This is a genomic window from Pseudomonas sp. B40(2017), assembly GCF_002112855.1.
In the GTDB taxonomy this organism is placed as follows: domain Bacteria; phylum Pseudomonadota; class Gammaproteobacteria; order Pseudomonadales; family Pseudomonadaceae; genus Aquipseudomonas; species Aquipseudomonas pharyngis.
In genome coordinates, this window is sequence record NZ_NEIT01000001.1 from 49,390 (window position 1) to 74,252 (window position 24,863).

Annotated in this window: 22 protein-coding genes, 1 tRNA gene and 1 pseudogene; 8 read left to right on the forward strand and 16 right to left on the reverse strand. The window is 59.5% G+C overall.

Going from position 1 to position 24,863, the window contains the following annotated elements; all coding sequences use genetic code 11:
• Nucleotides 1–121: 121 nt before the first annotated feature.
• The 4 genes from CAF76_RS00225 to CAF76_RS00240 form a co-directional block, all read right to left on the reverse strand.
• Entirely contained in the window at nt 122–1,120 is a 999-nt protein-coding gene (locus CAF76_RS00225) for an NADP-dependent oxidoreductase (protein WP_085646418.1), read from the reverse strand.
• 67 nt (nt 1,121–1,187) lie between these two features.
• Nucleotides 1,188–2,057: an alpha/beta fold hydrolase gene (locus CAF76_RS00230; protein ID WP_085646419.1), complete on the reverse strand. Its 870-nt coding sequence runs from the start codon at nt 2,055–2,057 to the stop codon at nt 1,188–1,190.
• An 82-nt stretch (nt 2,058–2,139) separates the two neighbouring features.
• Nucleotides 2,140–2,928 (reverse strand): SDR family oxidoreductase, encoded by a 789-nt coding sequence (locus CAF76_RS00235; protein ID WP_085646420.1) that lies wholly within the window; start codon nt 2,926–2,928, stop codon nt 2,140–2,142.
• Nucleotides 2,929–2,967: 39 nt separating this feature from the next.
• The gene (locus tag CAF76_RS00240) at nt 2,968–4,068 is read right to left on the reverse strand and encodes an alkene reductase (RefSeq protein ID WP_085646421.1); all 1,101 of its coding nucleotides are present in this window, start codon (nt 4,066–4,068) and stop codon (nt 2,968–2,970) included.
• A gap of 149 nt (nt 4,069–4,217) precedes the next feature.
• On the opposite strand from CAF76_RS00240, the gene CAF76_RS00245 reads away from it, so the two are divergent.
• Both CAF76_RS00245 and CAF76_RS00250 read left to right on the forward strand, forming a co-directional pair.
• Nucleotides 4,218–4,814 carry a TetR/AcrR family transcriptional regulator gene (locus CAF76_RS00245; RefSeq protein WP_178076151.1) on the forward strand — a complete coding sequence of 199 codons (597 nt, stop codon included), beginning with the start codon at nt 4,218–4,220 and terminating at the stop codon, nt 4,812–4,814.
• A gap of 126 nt (nt 4,815–4,940) precedes the next feature.
• The gene (locus CAF76_RS00250) at nt 4,941–5,561 is read left to right on the forward strand and encodes a TetR/AcrR family transcriptional regulator (RefSeq protein WP_085646423.1); all 621 of its coding nucleotides are present in this window, start codon (nt 4,941–4,943) and stop codon (nt 5,559–5,561) included.
• A gap of 25 nt (nt 5,562–5,586) precedes the next feature.
• Here the strand turns inward: CAF76_RS00250 and CAF76_RS00255 are convergent, their stop codons facing one another.
• Nucleotides 5,587–7,047 carry an efflux transporter outer membrane subunit gene (locus tag CAF76_RS00255; RefSeq protein WP_085646424.1) on the reverse strand — a complete coding sequence of 487 codons (1,461 nt, stop codon included), beginning with the start codon at nt 7,045–7,047 and terminating at the stop codon, nt 5,587–5,589.
• Between the two features lie 190 nt (nt 7,048–7,237).
• Between CAF76_RS00255 and CAF76_RS00260 the strand changes: the two genes are divergently transcribed.
• Entirely contained in the window at nt 7,238–8,347 is a 1,110-nt protein-coding gene (locus CAF76_RS00260) for an efflux RND transporter periplasmic adaptor subunit (protein ID WP_085646425.1), read from the forward strand.
• A pseudogene (locus CAF76_RS00265) lies at nt 8,344–11,432 on the forward strand (efflux RND transporter permease subunit). Before CAF76_RS00260 ends, CAF76_RS00265 begins: the two are co-directional and overlap by 4 nt.
• A 127-nt stretch (nt 11,433–11,559) precedes the next feature.
• On the opposite strand, the gene CAF76_RS00270 reads toward CAF76_RS00265, so the two are convergent.
• The 4 genes from CAF76_RS00270 to CAF76_RS00285 all read right to left on the reverse strand — a co-directional run bounded on the left by CAF76_RS00270 (nt 11,560) and on the right by CAF76_RS00285 (nt 14,916).
• Nucleotides 11,560–12,027 carry a hypothetical protein gene (locus CAF76_RS00270; protein WP_039772200.1) on the reverse strand — a complete coding sequence of 156 codons (468 nt, stop codon included), beginning with the start codon at nt 12,025–12,027 and terminating at the stop codon, nt 11,560–11,562.
• Between the two features lie 106 nt (nt 12,028–12,133).
• Nucleotides 12,134–13,135, reverse strand: a complete 1,002-nt coding sequence (locus CAF76_RS00275) for an NAD(P)H-quinone oxidoreductase (protein ID WP_039772202.1) — start codon at nt 13,133–13,135, stop codon at nt 12,134–12,136.
• Nucleotides 13,136–13,468, reverse strand: a complete 333-nt coding sequence (locus CAF76_RS00280) for a carboxymuconolactone decarboxylase family protein (protein ID WP_085646426.1) — start codon at nt 13,466–13,468, stop codon at nt 13,136–13,138.
• A gap of 11 nt (nt 13,469–13,479) precedes the next feature.
• Complete coding sequence (locus CAF76_RS00285; RefSeq protein ID WP_085646427.1) at nt 13,480–14,916, reverse strand: NAD-dependent succinate-semialdehyde dehydrogenase; 1,437 nt, start codon at nt 14,914–14,916, stop codon at nt 13,480–13,482.
• 239 nt (nt 14,917–15,155) lie between these two features.
• Here CAF76_RS00285 and CAF76_RS00290 point away from each other — a divergent pair, with 239 nt between their 5' ends.
• A complete protein-coding gene (locus tag CAF76_RS00290; protein ID WP_085611760.1) occupies nt 15,156–16,082 on the forward strand; it encodes a LysR family transcriptional regulator in 927 nt (308 codons plus the stop codon).
• Nucleotides 16,083–16,158: 76 nt separating this feature from the next.
• Here CAF76_RS00290 and CAF76_RS00295 read toward each other — a convergent pair whose 3' ends face one another.
• Nucleotides 16,159–16,410 carry a DUF2790 domain-containing protein gene (locus CAF76_RS00295; protein WP_085646428.1) on the reverse strand — a complete coding sequence of 84 codons (252 nt, stop codon included), beginning with the start codon at nt 16,408–16,410 and terminating at the stop codon, nt 16,159–16,161.
• Between the two features lie 374 nt (nt 16,411–16,784).
• Nucleotides 16,785–16,872, reverse strand: a tRNA-Ser gene (locus tag CAF76_RS00300).
• 122 nt (nt 16,873–16,994) lie between these two features.
• On the opposite strand from CAF76_RS00300, the gene CAF76_RS00305 reads away from it, so the two are divergent.
• Entirely contained in the window at nt 16,995–17,666 is a 672-nt protein-coding gene (locus CAF76_RS00305; RefSeq protein ID WP_007955123.1) for a Bax inhibitor-1/YccA family protein, read from the forward strand.
• Between the two features lie 72 nt (nt 17,667–17,738).
• Here CAF76_RS00305 and CAF76_RS00310 read toward each other — a convergent pair whose 3' ends face one another.
• Nucleotides 17,739–18,065, reverse strand: a complete 327-nt coding sequence (locus CAF76_RS00310; RefSeq protein WP_064596208.1) for a YceK/YidQ family lipoprotein — start codon at nt 18,063–18,065, stop codon at nt 17,739–17,741.
• Nucleotides 18,066–18,105: 40 nt separating this feature from the next.
• Entirely contained in the window at nt 18,106–18,543 is a 438-nt protein-coding gene (locus CAF76_RS00315) for an Lrp/AsnC family transcriptional regulator (protein ID WP_085646429.1), read from the reverse strand.
• Nucleotides 18,544–18,682: 139 nt separating this feature from the next.
• Between CAF76_RS00315 and CAF76_RS00320 the strand changes: the two genes are divergently transcribed.
• Nucleotides 18,683–19,576 carry a DMT family transporter gene (locus tag CAF76_RS00320; protein ID WP_085646430.1) on the forward strand — a complete coding sequence of 298 codons (894 nt, stop codon included), beginning with the start codon at nt 18,683–18,685 and terminating at the stop codon, nt 19,574–19,576.
• A gap of 2 nt (nt 19,577–19,578) precedes the next feature.
• On the opposite strand, the gene CAF76_RS00325 is transcribed toward CAF76_RS00320, so the two are convergent.
• The 3 genes from CAF76_RS00325 to CAF76_RS00335 form a co-directional block, all read right to left on the reverse strand.
• On the reverse strand, nt 19,579–21,471 hold the full coding sequence (locus CAF76_RS00325) for an acyltransferase family protein (protein WP_085646431.1): 1,893 nt from the start codon (nt 21,469–21,471) through the stop codon (nt 19,579–19,581).
• A 73-nt stretch (nt 21,472–21,544) separates the two neighbouring features.
• Nucleotides 21,545–22,585, reverse strand: a complete 1,041-nt coding sequence (locus CAF76_RS00330; protein WP_172829531.1) for an FUSC family protein — start codon at nt 22,583–22,585, stop codon at nt 21,545–21,547.
• Nucleotides 22,586–22,631: 46 nt separating this feature from the next.
• The gene (locus tag CAF76_RS00335; RefSeq protein WP_085646432.1) at nt 22,632–24,257 is read right to left on the reverse strand and encodes an NADP-dependent glyceraldehyde-3-phosphate dehydrogenase; all 1,626 of its coding nucleotides are present in this window, start codon (nt 24,255–24,257) and stop codon (nt 22,632–22,634) included.
• Between the two features lie 231 nt (nt 24,258–24,488).
• Here CAF76_RS00335 and CAF76_RS00340 point away from each other — a divergent pair, with 231 nt between their 5' ends.
• On the forward strand, nt 24,489–24,851 hold the full coding sequence (locus CAF76_RS00340; RefSeq protein WP_085646433.1) for a cytochrome c5 family protein: 363 nt from the start codon (nt 24,489–24,491) through the stop codon (nt 24,849–24,851).
• The last annotated feature ends 12 nt before the right edge of the window (nt 24,852–24,863 follow it).

Sequence of the window (24,863 nt, forward strand, 5' to 3'; positions counted from 1 at the left end):
ACCTGCACATCATCCGGTTGAAGCACTTGCTGCTCCTCTGGCGAAATCACCTCGGCTGAGGGCCGCTCCAGCAGTAAAGGCTGTGCAGTGTCTACGTTCGATTCAGAAACAGGCGGCGTGGTCATTTGAGCGCAACAACGACCTTGCCCTTGGCGCGTCCCTGCTCAACGTACTTCAATGCCTCGGCCGTTGATTCAAAGGGGAAGGAACGATCAACCACTGGTTTGATGATCCCGTCCTCAACGAGCGCAGTGATGCGTTGCAGTTGAGCGCCATTGGCCCGCATGAACACAAACGCATAGCTGACGTCCTGCTTGCGCGCTTTGCGACGAATGCCAAGGCTCAGCAGGCGCATGACTTGCTGCAATGGCCAGGACAACCCTTGCTCCTGCGCGAACTGCACAGTGGGTGGGCCCGAGATGGAAATGAGTTGGCCGCCGGGCTTGAGGACCTTGAGTGACTTCTCCAGCACGTCGGCGCCGAGGCTGTTCAGCACCACGTCGTAGTCTCGCAGCACTTTTTCGAAGTCCTGCTCTGTGTAGTCGATCACCAGATCGGCCCCCAGCGCCTTGACCCATTCGACATTGGCGGTGCTGGTGGTTGTGGCGACAAACGCACCGAGGTGTTTGGCAAGCTGGATGGCAATGGTGCCGACGCCGCCTGAGCCTGCGTGAATCAGCACTTTCTGGCCCTTTTGCAGCCGGGCGGTTTCAACCAGTACTTGCCAGGCAGTCAGTGCAACAAGGGGCAGGGACGCGGCTTGTACCATGCTGGTATTGGCAGGTTTCAGAGCGACCGCGGTTTCGTTCACGGCGATCAATTGGGCGAACGTCCCGATCCGCGCTTCGGGCGGGCGAGCGTACACCTCGTCTCCCGGTTTGAAGCGTGTCACCTTCGAACCGACTTCAACCACGACTCCCGCCAGGTCATTGCCCAGGATCAACGGCAAGGCGTAGGGCAGGATCAGCTTGAACTCGCCTTTGCTGATCTTCGAATCCAGCACGTTGACACTGCTCGCATGGACCTCGATCAAGACGTCGTGGGCACCGACTGCGGGGGCGGGCGCTTCGCCAATGCGTCCGGGGTTCTTGCCATAGCCATCAATCAGAAATGCTTTCATCGTGGTGCGGCTCTTGCTGGTTGTACGGAGGGTAGTCGGTGGGTTGCGGTGTTGCTGCGTGACGTGATCAAGCATCGAGAAACGCCTGCGCCTTGGCCACAAAGTCGGCGTGATGCTGGAAAATCCCGCCGTGCCCGGCATCCTCATAAATCACCAACTGCGCGTCGGGGATAAGCCTGGCCAGTTCAAACGAGTTAACGCTGGGCACCATGATGTCGTTGTCGCCGTTGACGACCAGCGTCGGCGTGCGCAAGCGTCCAAGCGCTTGCCGCGGTTGTTTGCCCCACGCCGTGATGGCTTTCAATTGCCGCAGGAAGGCGCGCGGCGTCGGGCCCTTGTCGCGATTGTTCTTGCGTGCCTTGAGGCGTCTTAAATACTGCGAGGCAGACCGTCGCCCATTGGCCGACGAGGTGAAGAAAAGGTAGAACTTGGGATCGCGCAGGGTCAGCAAGCCTTTGAGGATCAATGGCCATGACACTGTGCCGACCTTGTCGATGCCGGTGCCGCCCGCCGGTCCGGTGCCGGTCAGAATCAACCGGCGTACCAAGTCAGGCGCCTTGAGGGCAATGTCCTGAGCGACGAAACCTCCGAGGGAAAATCCGAGCACATCCACGGTTTTCAGCCCCAGCGCCCTGATCAGCTGGATGGCATCGTCGGCCATTTCACCCACCGTCAGTGGCGCGGTCCCACCCGAGTTGCCGATGCCGCGATAGTCTGTGGTGATGACGCGTCTGGTTTGCGCCAGGCCATCGATGATCGCGGGGTCGAAGTTGTCCAGCACCGCGCCCCAATGATTGAACAGCACGAGGGGCACGCCGGTTGTGGGCCCGGTGTCGCGGTAGGCGAAGGGAATGCCGTTGACCGTGATCGACTGGTTCGCCGCGTCGATGAATGACGTCGGCGAACCCGGGCGGGAATTTGTCTGTATTGAACTCATTGTCACTCCGGCCAGCGGGCAGGATTCGATGCAATACCATGTGCCTGCATCGAATCTGCCGCGAATGCTCGCTAGCAAAAAATCACTGTGGCGTCTGGTAGCGTTGGGCAACCGCAGACTGGCGAATTTGCCCCAGCAGGCCCTGGCGTGCGCCCTGCAGGTCATCCCAGCGCTCGGCTTCGTGCAGCGGCGGGATGGTCACAGGTTCGCGACGATCAAAACCGACCAGTGCGGCATCTACCAGATCACCCACTTCCATGATTTCGCTCAGGGTGTTGATGTCGACGCCGGAGCGATCCCAGATTTCCGTGCGAGTGGCGGCGGGCAGCACAGCTTGCACATAGACACCTTGCGGCGACAGTTCCAGGCTCAGACCCTGGGACAGGAACAGCACGAAGGCCTTGGTCGCACCGTAGACGCTCATGCCGAACTCCGGCGCCAGGCCCACCACCGAACCGATGTTGATGATTGCGCCGTCGCCGGCCTTGGCCAGGCGTGGGGCGATGGCGCTGGCGAGCCGCACCAGCGCCGTGGTGTTCAGGGCAACCAGTTGCGCAACGCTGTCGGTGCTTTGGTCGACAAAGTGGCCGGACAGCGCAGCGCCGGCGTTGTTGACGAGGATGCCGATACGGGCGTCGTCGCGCAGGCGGCTTTCAACTGTGGTCAGATCATCCAGTTGGGTCAGGTCTGCCGGGATGACATCGACGGCGACGTCGTGCTCGCTGCGCAAGCGCGCTGCCAGTGTGTCCAGGCGAACCTGATCGCGGGCGACCAGTACCAGATCGTGACCACGTTTGGCGAAGCGTTCGGCATAGACGGCGCCAATGCCGGTGGAGGCGCCGGTGATGAGAACAGTAGGGCGAGTGCTCATGGGGTATCTCTCTTTCAGAAGGTGAGAAACGGAACGCGCTCAGCTTGCGCTGACGCTTGATTCAGCCAGCTTCGGGTAGTCGATGTAGCCCGCCGCGCCGCCGCCGTAGAGGGTGGCGGGATTGAACGCGGACAGCGGCGCGCCCTGCTTGAGGCGCTCCACCAGATCCGGGTTGCCAATGAACGGTCGACCGAAGGCGATCAGGTCGGCCTGGTCTTCGGCGAGCCGCGCGTTCGCCAGGTCCAGGTCATAGCCGTTGTTGGCGATATAGGTGTTTTTGAAGCGCTGGCGCAGGGCGCCAAAATCGAAAGGCGCCACGTCGCGCGGGCCGCCGGTCGCGCCTTCGACCACGTGCAGATAAACCACACCGAGGGCGTCGAGTTGCTCGACGACGTAATTGAATTGCGCCTGCGGATCGCTGCTGGATACGCCGTTGGCCGGCGACACTGGAGACAGACGCACACCGGTGCGATCCGCGCCGATCTCATTGACGACCGCCTCCGTCACTTCGAGCAACAGACGCGCACGATTTTCAATCGAACCGCCGTAAGCGTCGGTTCGCAGATTGGCGTTGTCCTTGAGGAATTGATCCAGCAAATAGCCGTTTGCACCGTGAATTTCCACGCCATCGAACCCGGCGACGACCGCGTTGGCCGCGGCCTGGCGGAAATCGGCGACGATCCCCGGCAGTTCGCCGAGTTCCAGCGCGCGGGGTTCGGAAACGTCTTCAAAGCGGTTGTTGACGAACACTTTGGTCGCGGCACGCAACGCAGAAGGAGCCACCGGTGCTGCGCCGTTTTCTTGCAAGTCAACGTGCGACACGCGGCCGACATGCCACAGCTGCAGGAAGATTTTTCCGCCTTTGGCGTGGACGGCATCGGTGACTGTGCGCCAACCGTCTATCTGCGCCTGTGTGTAGATCCCGGGGGTGTCCTGATAACCCTGACCCTGTCGGGAAATTTGCGTCGCTTCGCTGATCAGCAAACCGGCGCTGGCGCGCTGGCTGTAATAGACAGCCGCGAATTCGCTGGGGACAAAGCCCTGGCCTGCGCGGTTGCGTGTCAGCGGTGCGAGAACGACGCGGTTCGACAGCGTGAGACTGCCCAGGGTGTAGGGGGTGAACAGAGTCTGTTTGGTCATCTGATGAATCTTCCGTGCCCGTGAATGGAGATCGGTGGGGTGTGAAATTAGGATGATGATCGAAATCTAAACTGTCAACGGTTTTGATTATGGGCGACATCTATGTATCATCGGAGGCAGGAATTCCCGCTAAACACGAGGTATTGCACGTGAGAGTGACCAAGGCCCAGGCGCAGGCCAATCGAGAACACATCGTTGAGACGGCCTCAGAGCTGTTCCGTGAGCGTGGCTTTGACGGCGTCGGTGTGGCGGATCTCATGGCGGCTGCCGGTTTCACCCATGGAGGCTTCTACAAGCATTTCGGGTCGAAGGCCGACCTGATGGCCGAAGCTTCGGCCTGCAGTCTCGGCAAATCGTTGACCGGTGCCCAGGCGCTCGATGTCCCCGGTTTCATCAACGTTTATGTGAACAGAGAACATCGCGACGGACGCGGCAGCGGTTGCACGATGGCCGCACTGTGTGGCGACGCGGCGCGTCAATCGGACGATGTGAAAGCAACGTTTGCCGAAGGTATTGAGCGCACCCTGCAAACTCTGGGGGAAAAATATCCGACAGGGCCGGATGCCGTGGAGGGCGAGGGCAGGAAGAAAATGATCGACTTGCTGTCGCGTGCGGTCGGTGCAATTGTCTTGTCGCGCGCCTGTCCGGATGATTCCGCCTTGGCGGATGAAATCCTTGAGGTATGCCGCGCCGAAATGTTTGCTTCATTGCCGGTGTTGCCGGTCGATGAAGTGGAAACGCCGTAGAAGGGCCGATCCGCCCTGTTCGACGGCGTGAACGTCAGCGCGTTTTCAGCCAGTCGGATTTTCGTGAAATATGTACGCTATTGGTCACGATTTGTAAGACCTCGACAGGCTGAGTAAGCTACGCCCATGAATCAGCCATCCATATCTTCGCCCGGCCCACGTGGCCCAGTCGATCACGACATTCGTGATCAGATTGTCGCGGCAGCCAATGAACACTTCAGCCAATACGGCTATGGCAAAACCACGGTTTCCGATCTGGCCAGGGCCATCGGTTTTTCCAAGGCGTACGTCTATAAATTCTTTGATTCCAAGCAGGCGATCGGCGAAGCGATCTGCTCAAATTGTCTGGGGCAAATGGTTGCAGCGGTCGAACAGGCTGTTAACGCAGAGGGGATTTCGCCGACCGAGCGTTTCCGCCGGCTGGTGAAGACCGTGATTGCCACGGGTGTGGACCTGTTCTTCAATGATCGCAAGCTTTACGACATCGCGGCATTCTCCGCAGCGGAGCGTTGGCCAAGTGCTCAGGTGTATGAGGAGCAGATCAAGCGCTTTATCTTCGACATCGTGCGTGAAGGGCGAGAGCTCGGAGAGTTCGAGCGCAAGACTCCGCTGGACGAGACCGTCGAGGCGATTCATCTGGCCCTGCGTCCCTTCGTCAACCCGTTGTTGCTGCAGCACAATCTCGATTTTATCGAGGTAGCGCCCACGCTGACCTCCAACCTCATTCTGCGCAGCCTGATGCCCTGACCTGAAAGCGATCTGCTGGTGCTGCTCAGCGTGCCGCTACAGGTTGTGATTCAGCGGGTCGCCAACCACCGCCAAGCGACTTGAATACCGCCACCGCCGCACGGGCCGATTCGGTCCGCGCCTGCGCTCTGGCGTCGGAGGCCTGCAGCAATGTTTCGTCGGCGTGCAGGACATCGATCAGGCTGGCGGTGCCTTTTTCATAGGCGGTGAACGAGGACTGGCGTGCTTGAGTCAGCGCCGCTTCGCCGCCGGCCAGGGTGGTGGTCTGGGTTTGCCGATTCACCAGTGAGGACAGCGCGTTCTCTACATCTTCGGTTGCGCGCAGTACCGACTGGCGATACGCGGCCAATGCTTCAGATTCCTGACCTTTGGCTTGATCGATCCGGGCGTTGATGCGTCCGAAGTCAAATAGCCGCCAGCGCAAACCCAAGACAGCGCTCGACTGGCTCGCGCCGCTGCTGAAAAGATTGCCGCCGGAGACGGCTGTCGCGCTGCCGAGCAAGGCGCTGAGGGAAAATTTCGGGTAGTACTCGGCAATCGCTTCACCGATACGCGCGTTGGAGGCCGCGAGGCGGCGTTCAGCCACGATCAGGTCCGGTCTGCGCCGCAGCAGATCTGCCGGTGTGCCCAGCGCAGTCAGCGACGGCACATCGGGAATCTCGCCCTCACGTGCCAGTTGCGTGCGGTGAGTGCCGGGAGGCGTGCCGAGCAGCACGTCCATCGCATTCATGGCTGCCTCCAGACCGCTTTGCAGTACCGGAACGGTCGCCTCGACTTGCGACAACTCACCCTCGGCCTGGCGCACCTGATACTCCGCGGCCAGCCCCTTGCCGTAAAGCAACCGGACCTTTTCCAGCAACGCGCGCCGGGTATCGACTTGCCGGTTGGCGATGTCCAGCCGCGCCTGCAATCCGCGCAGAGTGATGTAGATATCGGCCGTTTGCGCAGCGATCGCCAACCTCGTCGCCGTGACACCCGCTGCTGAGGCCTGATACTCAGCCAGTGCCGCCTCACGCCCGCGGCGCAGTCCGCCAAAGACATCGACTTCCCAGCCCGCCTCGAGATTGGCCTCGTAGGCATTGCCGTAACGGTCATAGCCGGGTGTTGAATTCAATACCTGGCCCAGTGGCGTCTCGACGGACTGATAAGCGCGTGCCGCCTGTGCGCTGATGTTCGCCGAGGGCAGCAGTGCTGCATTTGCGGCGCCCAGGCCGGCCTTGGCCTGGGTGACGCGCGCCGAAGCCTGTGCCAGATCCAGATTCTGCTGCAAGGCCTGGTCGATGAGGTCGGTCAGCAGCGGATCATTAAAGCTTTCCCACCAGACGGCAAGGCTGTCCGGTGTCGATCCGGATCGCGGTTCGACAGCGGACTGCCCCAGGTAATGATCTGAAAGCGGGGCGTCTGGATGATGGTAATCCGGACCCACCGCACAACCTGCCAGGAGGCTGGCGGTAACCAAAAGAGCAATCGGGCGCAGGGGAGGCATCGGCGTTCCTTAACGAGACTTTCGTGACCATATTACGTAATGGTCACAACGTGTCAATTAAGGCTTGAAAAGGCATTCACGGCATTAATGATAAAAATGGAGCGTCGAATACCTCATGGAATGTGACTGTTGACGATATTGGTCACAAAGATGAGAATATGATGGTCATCCTATTTCAGTAAGTGAACCTATGCACCGGCTTCGAATTTCCCCTATTGCCGCATGCCTGTTGCCACTCGCCCTGGCGGCGTGCGGTGATTCCTCATCCGTTGCAGACCCGCGCACACAGGCGCCTCTGGTCAGGTTCGCCGCCGTTCAGGCTGCGGTTGACGGTTCCCGCACCTTCACGGGGGTGGTGACGGCGCGCATTCAGGGCGATCTGGGGTTTCGCGTTTCGGGCAAGGTGCTTGAGCGTCTGGTTGACACGGGGCAGAGCGTCAAACGCGGTCAGCCGCTGATGCGGCTCGACCCCATCGACTTGGGGCTGCAGGCACGCGCGCAGCAGGAGTCGGTCATCGCCGCACGGGCCCGCGCCAGGCAGACAGCCGATGACGAAGCCCGCTATCGCACTCTGGTCAGCGCCGGCGCCATTTCCGCATCGGCCTACGATCAGATCAAAACCGCCGCAGACACGGCCAAGGCCCAACTCAGCGCCGCTGAAGCGCAAGCGGACGTAGCTCGCAACGCTTCCGGTTATGCGGTGCTGGTTGCCGATGCCGACGGCGTTGTGGTGGAAACTCTCGCCGAACCCGGACAAGTCGTCAGCCCTGGACAACCGGTGGTTCGACTGGCGCGGGCAGGGCAGCGCGAGGCCATCGTGCACTTGCCCGAGACCTTGCGCCCCGCAGCAGGATCCACCGCGCAAGCCACACTCTATGGCGACGCCTCGGGTGCTGTTACCGCGAAACTGAGGTTGCTTTCGGATTCGGCGGACCGCACAACGCGTACGTTCGAGGCGCGCTACGTACTGGAAGGCGCGCTGGCCAATGCGCCGATAGGTTCGACAGTCACCCTCAGAATCGCCGAGGGTTCGACACCTGCCGCATCGTTGCAAGTGCCTGTTGCCGCGCTTTACGACGCGGGTCAAGGTCCTGGCGTGTGGGTCATCGACGGCACACCGCCAACCGTGACCTGGCGAGCGGTTCGGGTGCTGGGGTTGAGCGACGATTCGGCCCGAGTCGCTGGCGATCTCCGGGTCGGCGAACAGATTGTGGCGCTGGGCGCTCACCTGTTACGCGAAGGTGAAGCAGTAAGAATGCCCGTGCCTGATGCGGCGACCGTTGCCGGGAGTCGTCCATGAGCGAGGGCCGATTCAACCTTTCCGCCATCGCCGTTCGCGAGCGTTCGATCACGGTCTTTCTGATTTTCCTGATCGCCGTTGCCGGCACCCTGGCGTTCTTCCAGCTGGGGCGTGCCGAAGATCCTCCGTTTACGGTCAAGCAGTTGACCGTCATCACGGCGTGGCCGGGGGCGACCGCACAGGAGATGCAGGATCAGGTCGCGGAACCACTGGAAAAACGCCTGCAAGAACTCAAATGGTACGACCGCTCGGAAACCTATACGCGACCAGGGCTCGCTTTCACGATGGTCTCGTTGCTCGATAGCACGCCGCCCTCGCAAGTGCAGGAAGAGTTCTATCAGGCGCGTAAAAAACTCGACGATGAAGCGATCAAGTTGCCGGCGGGCGTCATCGGGCCGATGGTCAACGACGAGTATTCGGACGTGACCTTTGCGCTGTTCGCCCTGAAAGCCAAGGGCGAGCCGCAGCGTCTGCTGGTCCGCGATGCGGAGTCCATGCGCCAGCGCCTGTTGCATGTGCCGGGGGTGAAGAAGGTCAACATCATCGGCGAACAAGCCGAACGAATATTTGTTTCCTTTTCGCATGACCGGTTGGCGACCCTGGGCTTGTCGCCGCAGGACATCTTCGCCGCGCTGAACAGTCAGAACGCACTGACCCCGGCCGGATCAATCGACACCAGCGGGCCACAGGTTTTTCTGCGTCTCGATGGTGCGTTCGACAAGCTGCAAAAAATCCGCGACACCCCTGTGATCGTGCAGGGGCGGACACTCAAGTTGTCTGATGTGGCGACGGTCGAACGCGGTTACGAAGACCCGGCCACCTTCCTGGTGCGCAATAACGGCGAAGAGGCGCTGTTGCTCGGTGTGGTGATGCGTGAGGGCTGGAACGGCCTTGATCTGGGCAAGGCGCTGGATGCCGAGACCGTCAGGATCAATGAGGAAATGCCCTTGGGTATGACCCTCTCGAAAGTCACCGACCAGGCAGTGAATATCGACTCCGCCGTCGGCGAGTTCATGGTCAAGTTCTTCGTCGCGCTGCTGGTGGTCATGCTCGTCTGCTTTCTGAGCATGGGCTGGCGTGTCGGCGTGGTGGTCGCCGCTGCCGTGCCGTTGACCCTGGCGATCGTGTTTGTGGTGATGGCGGCCACCGGCAAAAACTTTGATCGTATTACCCTGGGGTCGTTGATTCTGGCGCTCGGGCTGTTGGTCGATGACGCGATCATTGCCATTGAAATGATGGTGGTGAAAATGGAGGAGGGCTACGATCGCATCAAGGCGTCTGCCTATGCCTGGAGCCACACGGCGGCGCCGATGTTGTCCGGAACCCTGGTGACGGCGATCGGTTTTTTGCCCAACGGTTTCGCTCAGTCCACGGCTGGCGAATACACCAGCAACATGTTCTGGATTGTGGGCATCGCTCTCATCGCTTCATGGGTCGTGGCGGTGGCGTTTACTCCTTATCTGGGCGTGAAACTGTTGCCGGACATCAAGGCAGTCGAGGGTGGACATGCGGCGATCTACAACACGCCGCGATACAACCGCTTCCGTCGGATTCTGACCCGGGTCATTGCGCGCAAATGGCTGGTCGCGGGCATGGTTATTACGCTGTTCTTCGTGGCGGCGGCGGGCATGGGCCTGGTGAAGAAACAGTTCTTCCCGACCTCTGACCGTCCCGAAGTCATGATCGAGGTGCAAATGCCCTACGGCACCTCCATCGAGCAGACCAGCGCCACGGCCGCCAAGGTCGAAGCCTGGCTGCGCCAGCAGGATGAGGCGAAAATCGTCACGGCCTATATCGGTCAGGGGGCGCCGCGTTTCTTCCTGGCGATGGCGCCGGAACTGCCCGATCCGTCGTTCGCCAAGATCGTGGTGCTGACCGACAGTCAGGAAGCGCGGGAAACCCTCAAGTTGCGTTTTCGTGACGCGGTCGCTCAAGGGCTCGCCCCGGAGGCGCGTCTCAGGGCAACGCAAATCGTGTTTGGTCCTTACTCGCCGTTTCCGGTGGCCTACCGGGTGATGGGGCCTGATCCGGCCAAGTTGCGGGTGATCGCCGAGCAGGTGCGGGGCGTGATGCAGGACAGCCCGATGATGAGAACCGTGAACACTGATTGGGGCCCGCTGACTCCGTCGTTGCATTTCAATTTGGATCAGGACCGTCTGCAGGCTGTGGGGCTGACATCGACTGCGGTTGCGCAGCAGTTGCAGTTCCTGCTCAGCGGAGTACCGATCACGGCGGTGCGTGAGGATATTCGTTCAGTGCAGGTCATGGGGCGGGCAGCGGGCGATATCCGGCTCGATCCACAGCAAATCGAAGGCTTCACCCTGGTCGGTGCGTCGGGGCAGCGGGTCCCGTTGTCGCAGATAGGCGAGGTCGATGTGCGCATGGAGGATCCGATCCTGCGCCGGCGTGATCGCACCCCGACCATCACCGTGCGCGGCGACATTGCCGAAGACTTGCAGCCACCGGACGTTTCCAGTGCGCTGCTGAAGCAATTGCAGCCGATCATCGAGAAACTGCCTTCCGGTTACCGGATCGAGCAGGCGGGTGCGATCGAAGAGTCCGGCAAGGCCGGCAAGGCGATCCTGCCGTTGTTGCCGATCATGATCGCCATGACCCTGGTCATCATCATTGTGCAGGTCCGTTCGATCTCGGCGATGATCATGGTGTTCCTGACCTCGCCGTTAGGCTTGATTGGCGTGGTGCCGACACTGCTGATCTTCAATCAGCCGTTTGGCATCAATGCGCTGGTCGGATTGATTGCACTGTCGGGGATCCTGAGCGCAATACGCTGATTTTGATCGGTCAGATTCATCACAACGCGCAAGAAGGGCTGGATCCGTTTCACGCTGTCGTCGAAGCCACGGTGCAACGTGCGCGACCGGTGCTGTTGACGGCCCTGGCGGCGATCCTGGCGTTCATTCCCCTGACACACTCGGTGTTCTGGGGGACGCTGGCCTATACCCTGATTGGCGGCACACTCGTCGGTACCGTCATGACGCTGGTGTTCCTGCCCGCGATGTACTCGATCTGGTTCAAGATCGGTCCCGACGCCAGGGCGCCGACTGCAACAGTCAAACCGGTGTAGCGATAAATGCAGGAAATCGAGGCCCGTTCTGGCGGGCCTCTTTGTCCGCGCACGTGAACAGCCTGGCGCTATTGGCTCGTCATTTCCAAACCCCGGAAACGTCCGCGTCAGCCCTTGGTGCCAGAGCTTATGAAATCGTGTACCAGTGGAAATGGATGTACTCGTCTTCATACTCCGCGAACAGTGAAACGATGAAATCCGTCTTCATTGAGTACATCAGCAACGCTCCGACAAAACCTGTCGGCTCATGCAGCGGTTGCTTGAGCGGAGCAATCAAATCAATCGTCCGATCCACAATCATCTGATTGAAAACAGCTTCCGGGATTTTCTCAAACTTGGCGTCGGATACGTGTTGCGGGAAACGGCTGTCACTTTCAGGTCGCCAATCCAGGTACTCCGCCTGGAGCCAGAATTTCAGTCCGTCTTCACCATGTCGTTTGGGTGCGCGAGTTATTCTGATGGTCTCCTGCGACTCAGAATATCGAAAGGCGTCGTTTGGATAGGTGACGTAGTAGAGACCGCGACATTCACTTCGTGCAGCACTACAAATCTGCTGGTCACTCGATAGTTGATCGAAATCGCTTCTGTCGAACATGTAAATACCTGCGTTTACTTCGTGCAATTGGGCTGGAGCGCGCGATGTTAGCAAGATAGTCTTGCCGATTTCTCCGGGAGGCGTCTTCATCCCGTTTTGGCCAGACTCAAAGCAAGTCTTCAGGCTGCATCGTCAGAATGATTTTCCCGACGTTCTCGGAAGACTCCATTCGGCGGTGAGCATCGGCAGCCCGTGATAACGCAAAGGTGCTATCGACGACAGGCTCAAGGCTTCCGGCCCCCTCAAAGCGATCAAGCCAGTGCTCGCGGAAGCGCTTGATCATGTCGTGCTTCTCCGGCTGCGTACGCGACTTCATCACCGTGCCGATGATTTGCAAATGGCGGTAAAGAATGTCCTCCAGCGCTACGGTCACGTTGCCGCCTGCGCCGAGGATGCCCACTTGAACCAGGCGACCGCCCTTTGCAAGGGACGCGATGTTGCGTGCGAAGTAGGGCGCCCCGATAAAGTCGATGATGACATCGACGCCGCGCCCCTGGGTTTTGGCAGCGATTACGTCAGCGAAATCCTGCGTCTTGTAGTCGATCGCCACGTCAGCGCCCAAATGCTCGACACGCGCCAACTTGCTGCCGTCGGTCGTCGCATACACCGTGGCACCCGTGGCGTAAGCCAGCTGCACCGCGGCAGACCCGACGCCGCCGGCGGCCGCATGAATCAACACTGAATCGCCGGCCTTGAGCCGAGCCAGATGCATCATCGCTTCATGGGCCGTGACGAAGACCTCGGGAATGGCTGCCGCGTGTACATAGTCAAGCTGCGCCGGGATGTGCATGGCCATGCGGTAATCGATGCGTGCCAGTTCGGCGTAGGCACCGCCTCCGACCACGCCCATGATTCGATCTCCTGCTTCGAACCCCGTCACCGCGCTACCTTTCCCGATCACTTCGCCGGCGATTTCCAGACCGATGATCATTGAGTCGCCGAAATTCGGACGGCCGTACCCACCGGTCCGGTGAGTCAGGTCCGCACGATTCACCCCGGCGGCATAGACACGTACCAGCAGGTCGTCAGGCCGCACTTCAGGATTGGCGACTTCGACGAGTTCAAGGACGTCTGGCGCACCGAATTCTCTGATGTTGATGGCTTTCATTCAGTTGTTCTCCGTTTCGCTGAACGTGGCGTTGGCAATAGCAGAAGCAGTGATGGCGCCAGGGAAGCCCACATAGAAAGCCAGGTGCGTGATCGCTGCCGCCAGTTCGTCTTGGGTTACACCGTTGCCAGCCGCGCGGCGTAAGTGGGCAGGCAACTCTTCCGAGTGACCAGCGGCAATCAATGCCGCCACGGTGATCAGGCTACGGTCGCGCGGGGACAGCGCCGGATCGCTCCAGATGAGTGGATAAAGCGTCGAGTCGACGAATTGCGACAGCTTTGGAGTGAACGCGCGCGCTGCTTCGCGAGGACTGCTGAAATTGATCCTGGACATGGGCGAGCTCCTTAAACCTGGCTGATGAATTTGTGGGTGAGATAGTGCTCGATACCTTCAATGCCACCTTCGGAGCCGTGACCGCTTTCTTTCATCCCGCCGAAGGGGAGCTCGGTAGCGACGATGCGGTATTGGTTGATCCCGATCATCCCGGCCTCCAATCCGTCAGCGACATCAATGGCCGTGCGCGCGTTGGAGGTGAACGCGTAGGCAGAGAGGCCGTAGGGCAGGCGGTTGGCTTCTCTCAAGCCATCAGCCAGTTCATCGAACGGCATCAGCACGGCGATCGGGCCGAAAGGCTCTTCGTGCATCACGCGGGCATCCATCGGCACATCCGCCAGAACCGTGGGTTGGAAGAAGTAGCCTTCGCCTGACAAGGCTTCACCACCGACCAATACCCGCGCACCTTTTTCGACGGCGTCGGCGACCAGTTCTTCCATCTTTGCCAATTGCCTCGGGTTGGCCAACGGTCCGACCTGGGTGTCAGGATGCAAGCCGTCGCCGATCCGCAGGGCCTGGGTCGCAGCGACAAAGTGATCAACGAAGGCTTGATAGGCACCACGCTGGATCAGAAACCGAGTGGATGAAATGCACACTTGCCCGGTCCCGCGAAACCGATTGGCGACACCTTCAATGGCGGCTTTTTCAATGTCGGCATCTTCGAATACCAGAACCGGTCCGTGCCCACCCAGTTCGAGGGTGATGGGCTTCACGCCTTCAGCCGCTCGTGCAGAGAGCAGGCGCCCGATGGGCACCGAACCGGTGAACGTCACTTTGCGGATGATCGGCGAGGCGATCAGATGGCTGGACACTTGATCCGGTACGCCAAAGACCACTTGCAGCACACCCTTGGGCAATCCTGCATCGTCGAGTGCACGCGCCAGGGCCAGCGCTGTGGAGGGGCTTTCTTCACCTGGCTTGAGAATGACGCTGCAACCCGCAGCCAGCGCTGCCGCGAGTTTGCGTGCCGGGGTGATGGCCGGGAAATTCCAGGGCGTGAATGCGGCCACCGGGCCGATGGCTTGGCGTTTGACCAGTTGCAGCACGCCTGGTCGATTGGCCGGGACCACACGGCCATCGATTCGCCGGGCACTTTCGGCGAACCATTCGAAATACTCCGCCGCGCGGGTCACTTCATCCAGGCTTTCACCCAGCGGTTTGCCTTCCTCCAGGGTCATCTGCGCAGCAATCTGCGGTGCACGTTCGAGGATCAGGTCGGCGGCGCGTTTGAGAATTTTTGCGCGTTTGTCGGGTACGGTTTGGCGCCATTGCTCGAAGCTCAGGCGAGTCACTGCCAGAGCGTGATCAAGGTCGTCTGCGGTGGAGAGTGGGACGCGTCCGATTTCCCGGCCGGTTGCCGGGTTAACAACGGCGGCAGTCTCGCGCCCTGCGGCGTTGAGCCATTCACCACCGATGAAAAGATAAAGCGGATCGTAGGAAGTCTTCATGATGTGGCCTTCAGTTGGTTGTGAGATTCGTATGAAGCTCGGTGCCTGATGGGCTGTGCCGCAGAGCCTGATCAGGAAGCTTGTGCAACCAAGTCTATGGAGGGAGGGCCCGTTGATTTAGTCGGGCCGAAGGGAATCATTGTTGTCTGCAGAGGTAATATCGGGCTGCGGGCCGACCGTGTAGCATCCTGAAAAAAGCGGTTATCACGGGTGTGCGCCAGATCCACAGGAAGGTCGCGATGGATAAGCTTTCGAACATGTCGGTGTACATAAAGGTTGTCGAGATGGGCAGTTTCACGGCCGTGGCCAATCATCTGGACTCCACGGTCGGTAACGTATCGCGTGCTGTATCGGCGCTTGAAAACGTGCTCGACGCACGGCTGTTGCAGCGCTCGACGCGGCGCCTGTCGGTCACCGATGCGGGGCGACGGTTCTATGAGCGCTGCACGAAAATTCTGGCTGATCTGGAAAGTGCCGAAGCCGAAGCCAGCAATGCGGCGCTGGAGCCTCGTGGAACACTGCGGGTGCATTGCGTCCCCGGGTTGGCTCGGCATCTGGTCACGCGGGCCGTGCTGGATTACCGCCAGCAATTCCCGGAGGTGTCCGTGGATTTACTGCTTTCACAACGTATGCCTAACCTGCTGGAAGACCAACTGGATGTCTCGATTCTGATCGCCCGAGCGCTACCCGATTCCGCATACGTCAGCCAAAAGATCGGTGTCAGCCATTGTGTTCTGGTGGCGTCGCCAGACTACTTGGCCCGGCATGCGCCTCTTGAGACGCCTGAAGATCTGCGTGATCACCAGTGTTTGCTGCTGGGTACGGTGGACTATGCGCGGGATGAGTGGCAGCTCAAAAGCAAGGCGGGGGACGCGACATTTATCCCGACAGGGCCGAGTTTCAGCGTCAACGATATGGATGCGATGGCGCTTGCCATTCGAGAGGGTGCCGGGATTGGCTTGCTGGCCGGTTTCACGGCCATCGACGATCTGCGCTCCGGCAAGCTGGTGCGGGTTTTGCCTGACTACCATACCTACGAGCGTAACGTGTATGCCGTCTATACCTCGCGACAGTTCGTCGATGCCAAAATCACGCGTTTCATCGAAACGTTGAAAGATCAGGTTGGCAGTCAGCTGGCAGCCACGGCCAAAGCACTTATCGGTTGAAACGCTGCGGGGCAGAAAGGTATTTGCGCCTCGATGAAGCAACTTCCCGAGGCGCAATGATCGGCGAACAGGTTAATTAGCCTTGGCTGCAACGGCCCATGACGTTATAGGCCAGTACGTGTTGTTTGCCTTGCGAATCCTGGTAGGTCATGTGTGTCGGTACGACTGCACAAATATCCGGCACCGGGTCTTCAGAGATGACCTTGGCGATATCAAGGTGGGTGCCGTAGCCATATTGCTCGACCTGTTGATTCTTGGCATTACCGTCCTGTGCCGCTACCACAGAGCTGAAGCCCAAGAGTGCGACGATGATCATTGCAGTTTTCATGATGAGATTTCCTGAAGTAAGTGTGATCTTGCTGGCAGGACGAACTTTAGGCTCGAGGGTTTTGTGGAAACAGGAGCGAATCAGGGAAAGACTTTTCTACATTCCGAACACAATCGTCAGGTTTCGGACGTCAGAACGCTTGATTTTGGGACTGTCGGCTTTTGACTGAAAACCGCATGTTGAAGACAGCTGCCTCCCTCAGTTGCGAGGTGGAGGAACTAAATTTTTTTGGGGGCGCGCGCAGCCGTGTCGGAAGAGCAGGGGGGCGGAAATGACCGGAAAGATGCGCAAACCCTCCTGAGGGAGAGGAGTAAAATTCCCGGATGCCAGAAACGACAAAGCCCTGAATAATCAGGGCTTTGTCGTACATAAGATGGCGGAGGCGATGGGATTCGAACTCATGGACCTGTTACAGTCGACGGTTTTCAAGACCGTTGCCTTAAACCACTCGGCCACACCTCCGTTGCGTTGCGGGCGCCATAATACCTGAATGAAACACACTGTCAAACTCTGTGCATGGCTTGTTACAGAGCGTCTGTTATGATCTTTGCGACTGAACGTTTCAAACCAACAGGAGTGTCGCCATGCGCGAACAGGATTACGCAGTTCACAACAGCGTGCAGGCTGAGCAGCTAGAGGTTAGCCGCGTCCTGCGCAACACTTACGGTCTACTGGCGCTCACCCTCGCATTCAGCGGTGTGATGGCGTTCGTGGCCCAGCAGATGCGGGTCGGCTATCCGAATATTTTCGTAGTGCTGATCGGTTTCTACGGGCTGTTCTTCCTCACCAACAAGCTCCGTGATTCCGCCTGGGGCCTGGTGTCGGCGTTTGCCCTGACCGGTTTCATGGGTTTCCTGCTCGGCCCGATCCTCAACCGTTACCTGGGCATGCAGGGCGGCGCTGAAGTGGTCAGCTCCGCGTTCGCGATGACCGCACTGGTGTTCGGTGGTCTGTCGGCCTACGTGCTGATCACCCGCAAGGACATGAGCTTCCTCGGTGGCTTCATCACCGCCGGTTTCTTCGTTCTGCTGGGTGCGACGCTGGCAAGCATGTTCTTCCAGATCAGCGGCCTGCAACTGGCGATCAGCGCAGGTTTCGTGCTGTTTTCCTCGGTTTGCATCCTGTTCCAGACCAGCGCCATCATCCACGGCGGCGAGCGCAACTACATCATGGCGACCATCAGCCTGTATGTATCGATCTACAACCTGTTCGTCAGCCTGTTGCAGATCTTCGGCATCATGAGCCGCGACGACTGATCGCTGCACCGCTATAAACAGAAAACCCGCGAAAGCGGGTTTTTTGTTGCCTGCGAAAATGCGAGCAGGCGCTCAATTGATCTCGATGCTGCCGTCTGCCTGTTGCTTGTAAATCGTGTAGGGCAACAGCAACGTATCGAGCACTCCCGACACGGCTGCATCGACCAGCAGACCCGGCGTCGCGTTCTTGTAGTTGAACGCATCGACGTCATCCGGCTTTTCGGCGTGCAGCATGCAGAAATCGTACGTCACGCCGCTGTAGATGCGCGGTACAGCGCCGCAGTAGGATTTTTTAGTCTTCAACTGGTCGGTGGAAGACTTATCGCTGAACGCCACGGTCTGCACCGTCCCGCACCCGGCCAGCATCAACATCGCCAGCATCATTGCCTGAATTTTCATACCGCCAATCCTTCGTCGGAAAAAACACAATCTACGCCGCTCACGCCATCGGCGGCAATCGTCGTTTCACCGGGGTCTTCTTGACGATAGCGGTATTGGTTTCCGCCAGCGTGTTCAACCGGTCAAGCAGGGTGTCCAGCTGCTCCATCGAGCGCACATGCAGGCGCGCGATAAAACAATCTTCTCCGGTGACCTTGTCACACTCGGTGAACTCGGGAATCGAAAGGATCTGCCGCTCCACTCCCTGCAACTGCCCCGGCAATGGCCGCACCCGGACAATCGCCTGCAACTGATAACCGAAGCACTTCGGGTCAATCTCTACGGTGTAACCCTTAAGCACACCGCGCTCCTCCAGACGCCGCAGGCGCTCGGCCACGCTGGGCGAGGACAACCCGCTGATTTGCGAAAGGGCCTTGAGCGAGCGGCGCGAATCCTCCATCAGAGCCCCGATCAGGATCTGGTCGATATCGTCGGTCATACAAGAAACTCCAGCATTAGGCGAATGGCACAAACCACCCTTGATAAAAAAGGCAGAAACCGAGTTTAGCCTGCTTTTTGCGCTGGAGAAGTTTCGGTCTCGCTTGGCATACTTTTGCCACACATTAAGGAGATTGATGATGGACAAAACAATCCGTCGCGGCTCATTCGAAATGACCGCCGCCATGCTGATATCCGGGACAATCGGCTGGTTCGTGCTGGTGTCGGGGCAACCGGTGCTGGACGTGGTGTTCTGGCGCTGCGTATTCGGTGCCGGGACCTTGCTGCTGATCTGCGCCGCATTCGGCTTTCTGCGCCCAGGCATCCTGACCCGCACCACCTTCCTGCTGGCGGTGCTCAGCGGGGTGGCAATTGTCGGCAACTGGGTGCTGCTGTTCGCCTCCTATTCACGGGCATCGATTGCCATCGGCACGGCGGTGTACAACGTGCAGCCGTTCATGCTGGTGGGTTTGGCGGCATTGTTTCTGGGCGAGAAGATCTCCCTGCAGAAGCTGTTCTGGCTGGCGATTTCTTTCATGGGGATGCTGGCCATTGTCAGTGCCCATGGGGGGCAGGGCGAGGGTGGCAATGATTACCTGATGGGGATCGCGCTGGCACTGGGGGCGGCGTTTCTGTACGCCATCGCCGCGTTGATCATCAAGCGCCTGACCGGCACACCGCCGCATCTGATTGCGTTGATTCAGGTCTGCACCGGGGTGTTACTGCTCGCGCCATTCGCGCATTTTTCAGCGATGCCCGAGGCACCGAGTGCCTGGGCCAGTCTGGTGACGCTGGGCATTGTCCACACCGGTCTGATGTATGTGCTGCTTTACGGCGCGATTCAGAAACTGCCGACCGCATTGACCGGCGCTCTGTCGTTCATATACCCGATCGCGGCGATTTTCGTCGACTGGTTTGCCTTCGGCCACCAACTGCAAACTCTGCAATGGGTCGGCGTGGCGGCAATCCTGCTGGCAGCAGCCGGCATGCAACAGGGTTGGGGATTGAAGTCACGTCGTCTGCTCGCTCAGTGAATTCAGATCTCCTTGACCGCGGCTTTGAACAGTCCTCTTAGTTGTTGATTGCCGGCATCGACCAGATGGTTATCGTCGAAATACAACGGCACACCTTGCTTTGACCCCATGCAGTTACCGTCCGGACAAAGCAGCGGGGTCGGGTCCAGCACCTGTGCATTGCACCGTTTCGCCACAGTTTCAATGGCATCGTTGGCGATTCGGTTGCGTTGCTCGTAATCCTGCAACGGGATGGAAATATCGGCAGTGTCACCAAAAATGCGTTGATGCAGATTCAGGCCTTTATAGACGCTGAACGGCATCTCCGGGATTGGTTTGACGATGTAAACCGGATGGTTTTCGGCGATGGCGCACACGGTGTTCGCGTATTCAGCGACGTAGGCCTCGCTGAAAGACATTGGCTGCTGATCGGGAAAGCGAATCCGATAGCTGTTGTTACGACTCGGATCGGCATACAGCGCCGCTCTGCTGAACAGCACCACTGGAATTCCCGTGTATGAATTCTTCAATATTTGCAGTTTTTCGTGATTGAACGCCTGACATTTACGCTCTAGTGTTTTGTCGTGCATCTGGAAGTTCTGCAATGTCGGACAACCGCCCAGGGACCACGACAAAGCTGCTTGCGGATTATCCATCTGCACGGCAGCGGCGGTGGATTGCGCATGACTGTCGCCAAACAGAATGACTGACACCTCGCCGTTGCCCAGTTTGCAATCGGCTGCGCCATGGGCATTCGGGTGGCATTCCTGGGTATAGAGTTTGCTGGTGTACTCGGGTTGCCCGAGGTCGACAAAGGCAAAGCGCAGTGATGGGTGATTCTTGACCAGCGACGCCGTCGCGGCAGACACGACAACCATTCCGGTCACCCACGATGCATACCTGAAGAGCGTACCGCGTACCGACTTTATCGGCTTGATCCTGGATTCCACCAGGTAATACGACCCGGCACCCAGAACAAATGACAGCGACACTGCGCCCCAGACGTGTGGCCAGCTATTGAGCAGGCCACAAGTGTAGAGAAGAACCACCAGTGGCCAGTGCCACAGATAAACCGAGTAGGAAATGGTGCCGGTCAATTGCAGTGGCTTGAACGTGCTGAAAACCGATCGGGTATTACCGTAAATCACCAGTACCGTGCCCAGAACCGGCAAGAGTGCCAGGTAACCCGGCCAAAGGTCCTGTTCCGAAAAACACAACACACTACCCAAAATTGCCAGAAGCCCAAGGCCTTCACAGATGGAGCCGTTGCGCTTGCTCAGTTGCAAGGGAAAGAGAAATACGAGGCCACCGGCAATCAATTCCCAGGCTCGGGTCGGCAGCATGTAGAAGGCAAACACCGGATCCGAGCGTGTGATGACAGTCGAGGCGGCAAAAGACGCAGCAGCCAGTATCAACAAGCTGTAGCGGGTCTTTTGTGCGCCCAGGCACTTGTAAAGCGCCATCAGCAGCAAGGGATACAGCATGTAGAACTGCCATTCGACTGACAGCGACCAGGTGTGCAGCAACCAGTTCTCGTGCAGCGGTGCGTCGAAGTAGCTGCCACCCTTGGCGAACATGAAGTTGGAACTGAACAGCAGGCTGCTTTTGATCGTTCTGATGACGTCGCGAAAGTCATCCAGCGGCAGAAAGACGAAACCGAACAGCAGCAGGGCGAGACACACCACTAGCAACGCCGGGATAATGCGCCGGGCTCTCGAAGCGTAAAACCCCAGTAGCGAAAAACGCTGCTGTTCCAGACCGGTGAAGATGATGCCGGTCATCAGGAAGCCGGAAATGACGAAGAACACGTCTACGCCTGAAAATCCGCCGCCGAACCCTGGAACCGCGAAGTGATAGAGCACCACCGATAGCACGGCAAGCGCCCGCAAGGCATTGATATTCGTCCTGAATTGCATTGAAGCGTCCGTCCACGTCCATTGTGGAGGCGCATTGTAGAGAGTATGTCGAGTTTGTTACATCGGAAAAGTCTCAGATATTCCAGCGCGGCTCAGTCTTCGCCAGACGCTGGCGCATCTCGCCGATGTTGGCTGCCAGTTGTCGGGTCAGCAGACGGTAGCCATCCAGCGGGCTGTAAATCGGCGTGTCGAGGCTGGCGTCCGGCAATTCCACCGGACGTCCCAGTCGCTGGACCGCACCGGATTTCAACGCTCGGGCCATGCCGATCAATTGCACGCGAATGTGCCGGTGTTCGGCCTTGAGCGCCGCTTGCAGGTGCGTCATGGCGTCGGGGTCGTTGGCGTCCGGGCGGATGTTGCCGAGGATTTCCAGAGTGCTGATGCACATGCGCAGGTTGCGCTGGATAGCGTCCAGCTCGGTCATCGACACTTTGACTTCCTTGGACACAGAAGGCATCAGCGAACGCAGTTGCACCATCACCGCGTTCAGCCGGTTCATCAACTTCAAGTGTTCGTCGGCGGTCACCGGTTGGCCGCCGATGATCCGTCCGTACACCGTCGCGCAATCGCGCAGCGCGTCGGCCAGGTTGTAGCGCCACGAGTACACCGCGTACAGCGGCAGGGCGAAGGAAAAGGCCAGGGCCAGGGCGATGCCGATCAGGATATCGACCCCACGCCACAGCCCGTCGGTGATCGGGTTGTCGCCATGCCCGGCGACGATGAACACGGTGATGGCCGAGAGCAGGGCGGTGTAGCCGCCCTTGCCGATGGCGTGATACGAGAAGAATCCGCACACCACCGCCATCGCAAAATAGGTCAGCCATGGCATGCCAAGCCACGCCTGCTGCGCCACTATCAACAAACCGACGCCGGCACCGATCAAGGTCCCGGTGGCGCGTTCGGCGGCTTTCTTGCCGATGTTGCCGTGGTGCTGCAAGCCGCCGATCACCACCAGCATGGTCACCGACGCCCACTCGCCGTGGGGCAGGTTGATGCCGGTGGTCAGCAGGATCGTCGCCAGCAATCCCAGCGCGACCCGCACCGCGTGAATCGTTCGTGCATGGCGATAACGTCGATACGGGTCGAGCAATGGCCGCAGGATCCGCCGCAACAGCGGCGGCCAACGGTGGGGGCTGAAAGTGCTCAGCGCTGATTCCTCCTCAGAAGATGTAGTCGGTGGCGATGAAGTTCGAATCACGTCCACGAATGATCTCGCTGATCAGATCCTTGTTGGGTTCCTGGAACTTGGTCGCCACCAGCGTACGGATCGAAAACACTCGCAGCGCATCGTGTACCGACAGCGTGCCTTCGGCGGAGTTCTTGCGCCCGTTGAACGGGTAGGTGTCCGGGCCGCGCTGGCACTGGGCGTTGAGGTTGATCCGCCCGACCTGGTTGGCGAAGGTGTCGACCAGGCGGCCGACCGCCACCGGGTTGGTGCCGAAGATGCTCAGTTGCTGGCCGAAGTCCGATTCCAGCACGTAGTCGATCACGGTATCGAGGTGACGGTACGGCACGATCGGCACCACCGGGCCGAACTGCTCTTCCTGATAGACACGCATCTGCGGCGTCACCGGGTACAACACCGCCGGGTAGAAGAAAGAGGCCCGCGCTTCGCCGCCATTCGGGTTGACCACCCGGGCGCCTTTGCTCTGCGCATCAGCCACCAGCCCATGCAGGTAATCGACCTTGCCTGACTCTGGAAGCGGCGTCAGCGAAACCCCGCTGTCCCATGGCATGCCTGGTTTGAGGCTGGCCAGTTTGGCGTTGAATTTCTCGATGAAGCTGTCGACCACATCCTCATGCACAAACAGGATTTTCAGCGCGGTGCAGCGCTGGCCGTTGAACGACAGGGAACCTGTGACCGCTTCGCTGACCGCGTTGTCCAGATCCACCTCGGGCAGGACGATCCCGGGGTTCTTCGCATCCAGGCCCAGCGCGGCACGCAAACGGTGTGGTTTCGGGTGCAGCTTTTTCAGGTCGCTGGCGGCCTTGTTGGTGCCGATGAAGGCGAAGATGTCGATCTTGCCGCTGGCCATCAGCGCGCTGACGGTCTCGCGGCCGCTGCCGTAGATCACGTTGATCACGCCGGTCGGGAAGCTGTCGCGGAAGGCTTCAAGCAACGGGCGGATCAGCAGCACTCCGAGCTTGGCCGGTTTGAACACCACGGTGTTACCCATGATCAGCGCCGGAATCAAAGTGGTGAACGTCTCGTTCAGGGGATAGTTGTAAGGGCCCATACACAGCGCCACGCCGAGCGGGACGCGGCGGATCTGGCCGAGGGTGTCCTGTTCCAGCTCGAAACGGCTGGAGCGACGGTCGAGTTCTTTCAGCGCATTGATGGTGTCGACGATGTAGTCGCAGGTGCGGTCGAACTCTTTTTCCGAGTCCTTGAGGTTCTTGCCGATTTCCCACATCAGCAGTTTCACCACGGCGTCACGCTGCTGGCGCATGCGCCCGAGGAAGGCTTCGACGTGCTGGATGCGTTCGGCCACGCGCAGGGTCGGCCACAGGCCCTGGCCCCGGTCGTAGGCGCGCACGGCGGCGTCGAGGGCGGTGAGAGCGGTGTCGGCGTCCAGCAGCGGTGTGCTGCCGAGGATCACTTGTTCGTCGCCGTTGTCGCCGTGCAGGTAGACCGGGCTGCGCACGGTGGCGAGCGGGCCGTCCCAGCGGCGCAGCTGGCCATCGACCAGGTATTCGCGTTGCTCGACCTGACCGTCGAGGCGGTATTTTTCCGGGATGTCGCTGACAGAAGGGAACAGGTTGCCAAGGATGTTTGCTGTGGTCATGTCGCTACCCCGTAGAAGATGTCGGCGGGCCGATTGGAAAAGGCTTTACAGGTTATACGCCTGAATTCACTGAAATTTAAACCCGCAAATGTCACGGGAATGTCACGCAAGGCGTAAGCCCTGACTGGCCCCGTATGCCCCCCTCACTGTCCCGCAATGCCCTCAACCCGCCGCCGTCGCTGCCTTAAGGTGTGATCACAACAATAAGCGGCACCTCACGCGAGGATCTTTATGCGGGCATCCCGATTCACCTGGCTGCTGATGCTGGCCGTTGCACTGGCCGGTTGCGGCGAAGACGCCAACTCCCCGACCTCATCCGGCATCGCCCGTAGCGCCATGCCCTCCGACCTGGCGCTGGCGCAGATCTACGCCAACAGCTGCCAGCTCTGCCACGCCAACCCCGCCGCCAATGCGCCGCTGACCGGTGACCGCAAGGCCTGGGAACTGCGCGTCCAGCAGGGCGCCGACACGCTGCTCGACCACGCCATCAACGGCTACAACGGTATGCCGCCGATGGGCCAGTGCGTCGAGTGCTCGGAAGACCAATTCCTTCAGTTGATCGGCTTCATGGCCGACCAGCCGCTCCCACAATAAGGACCCTGGCAT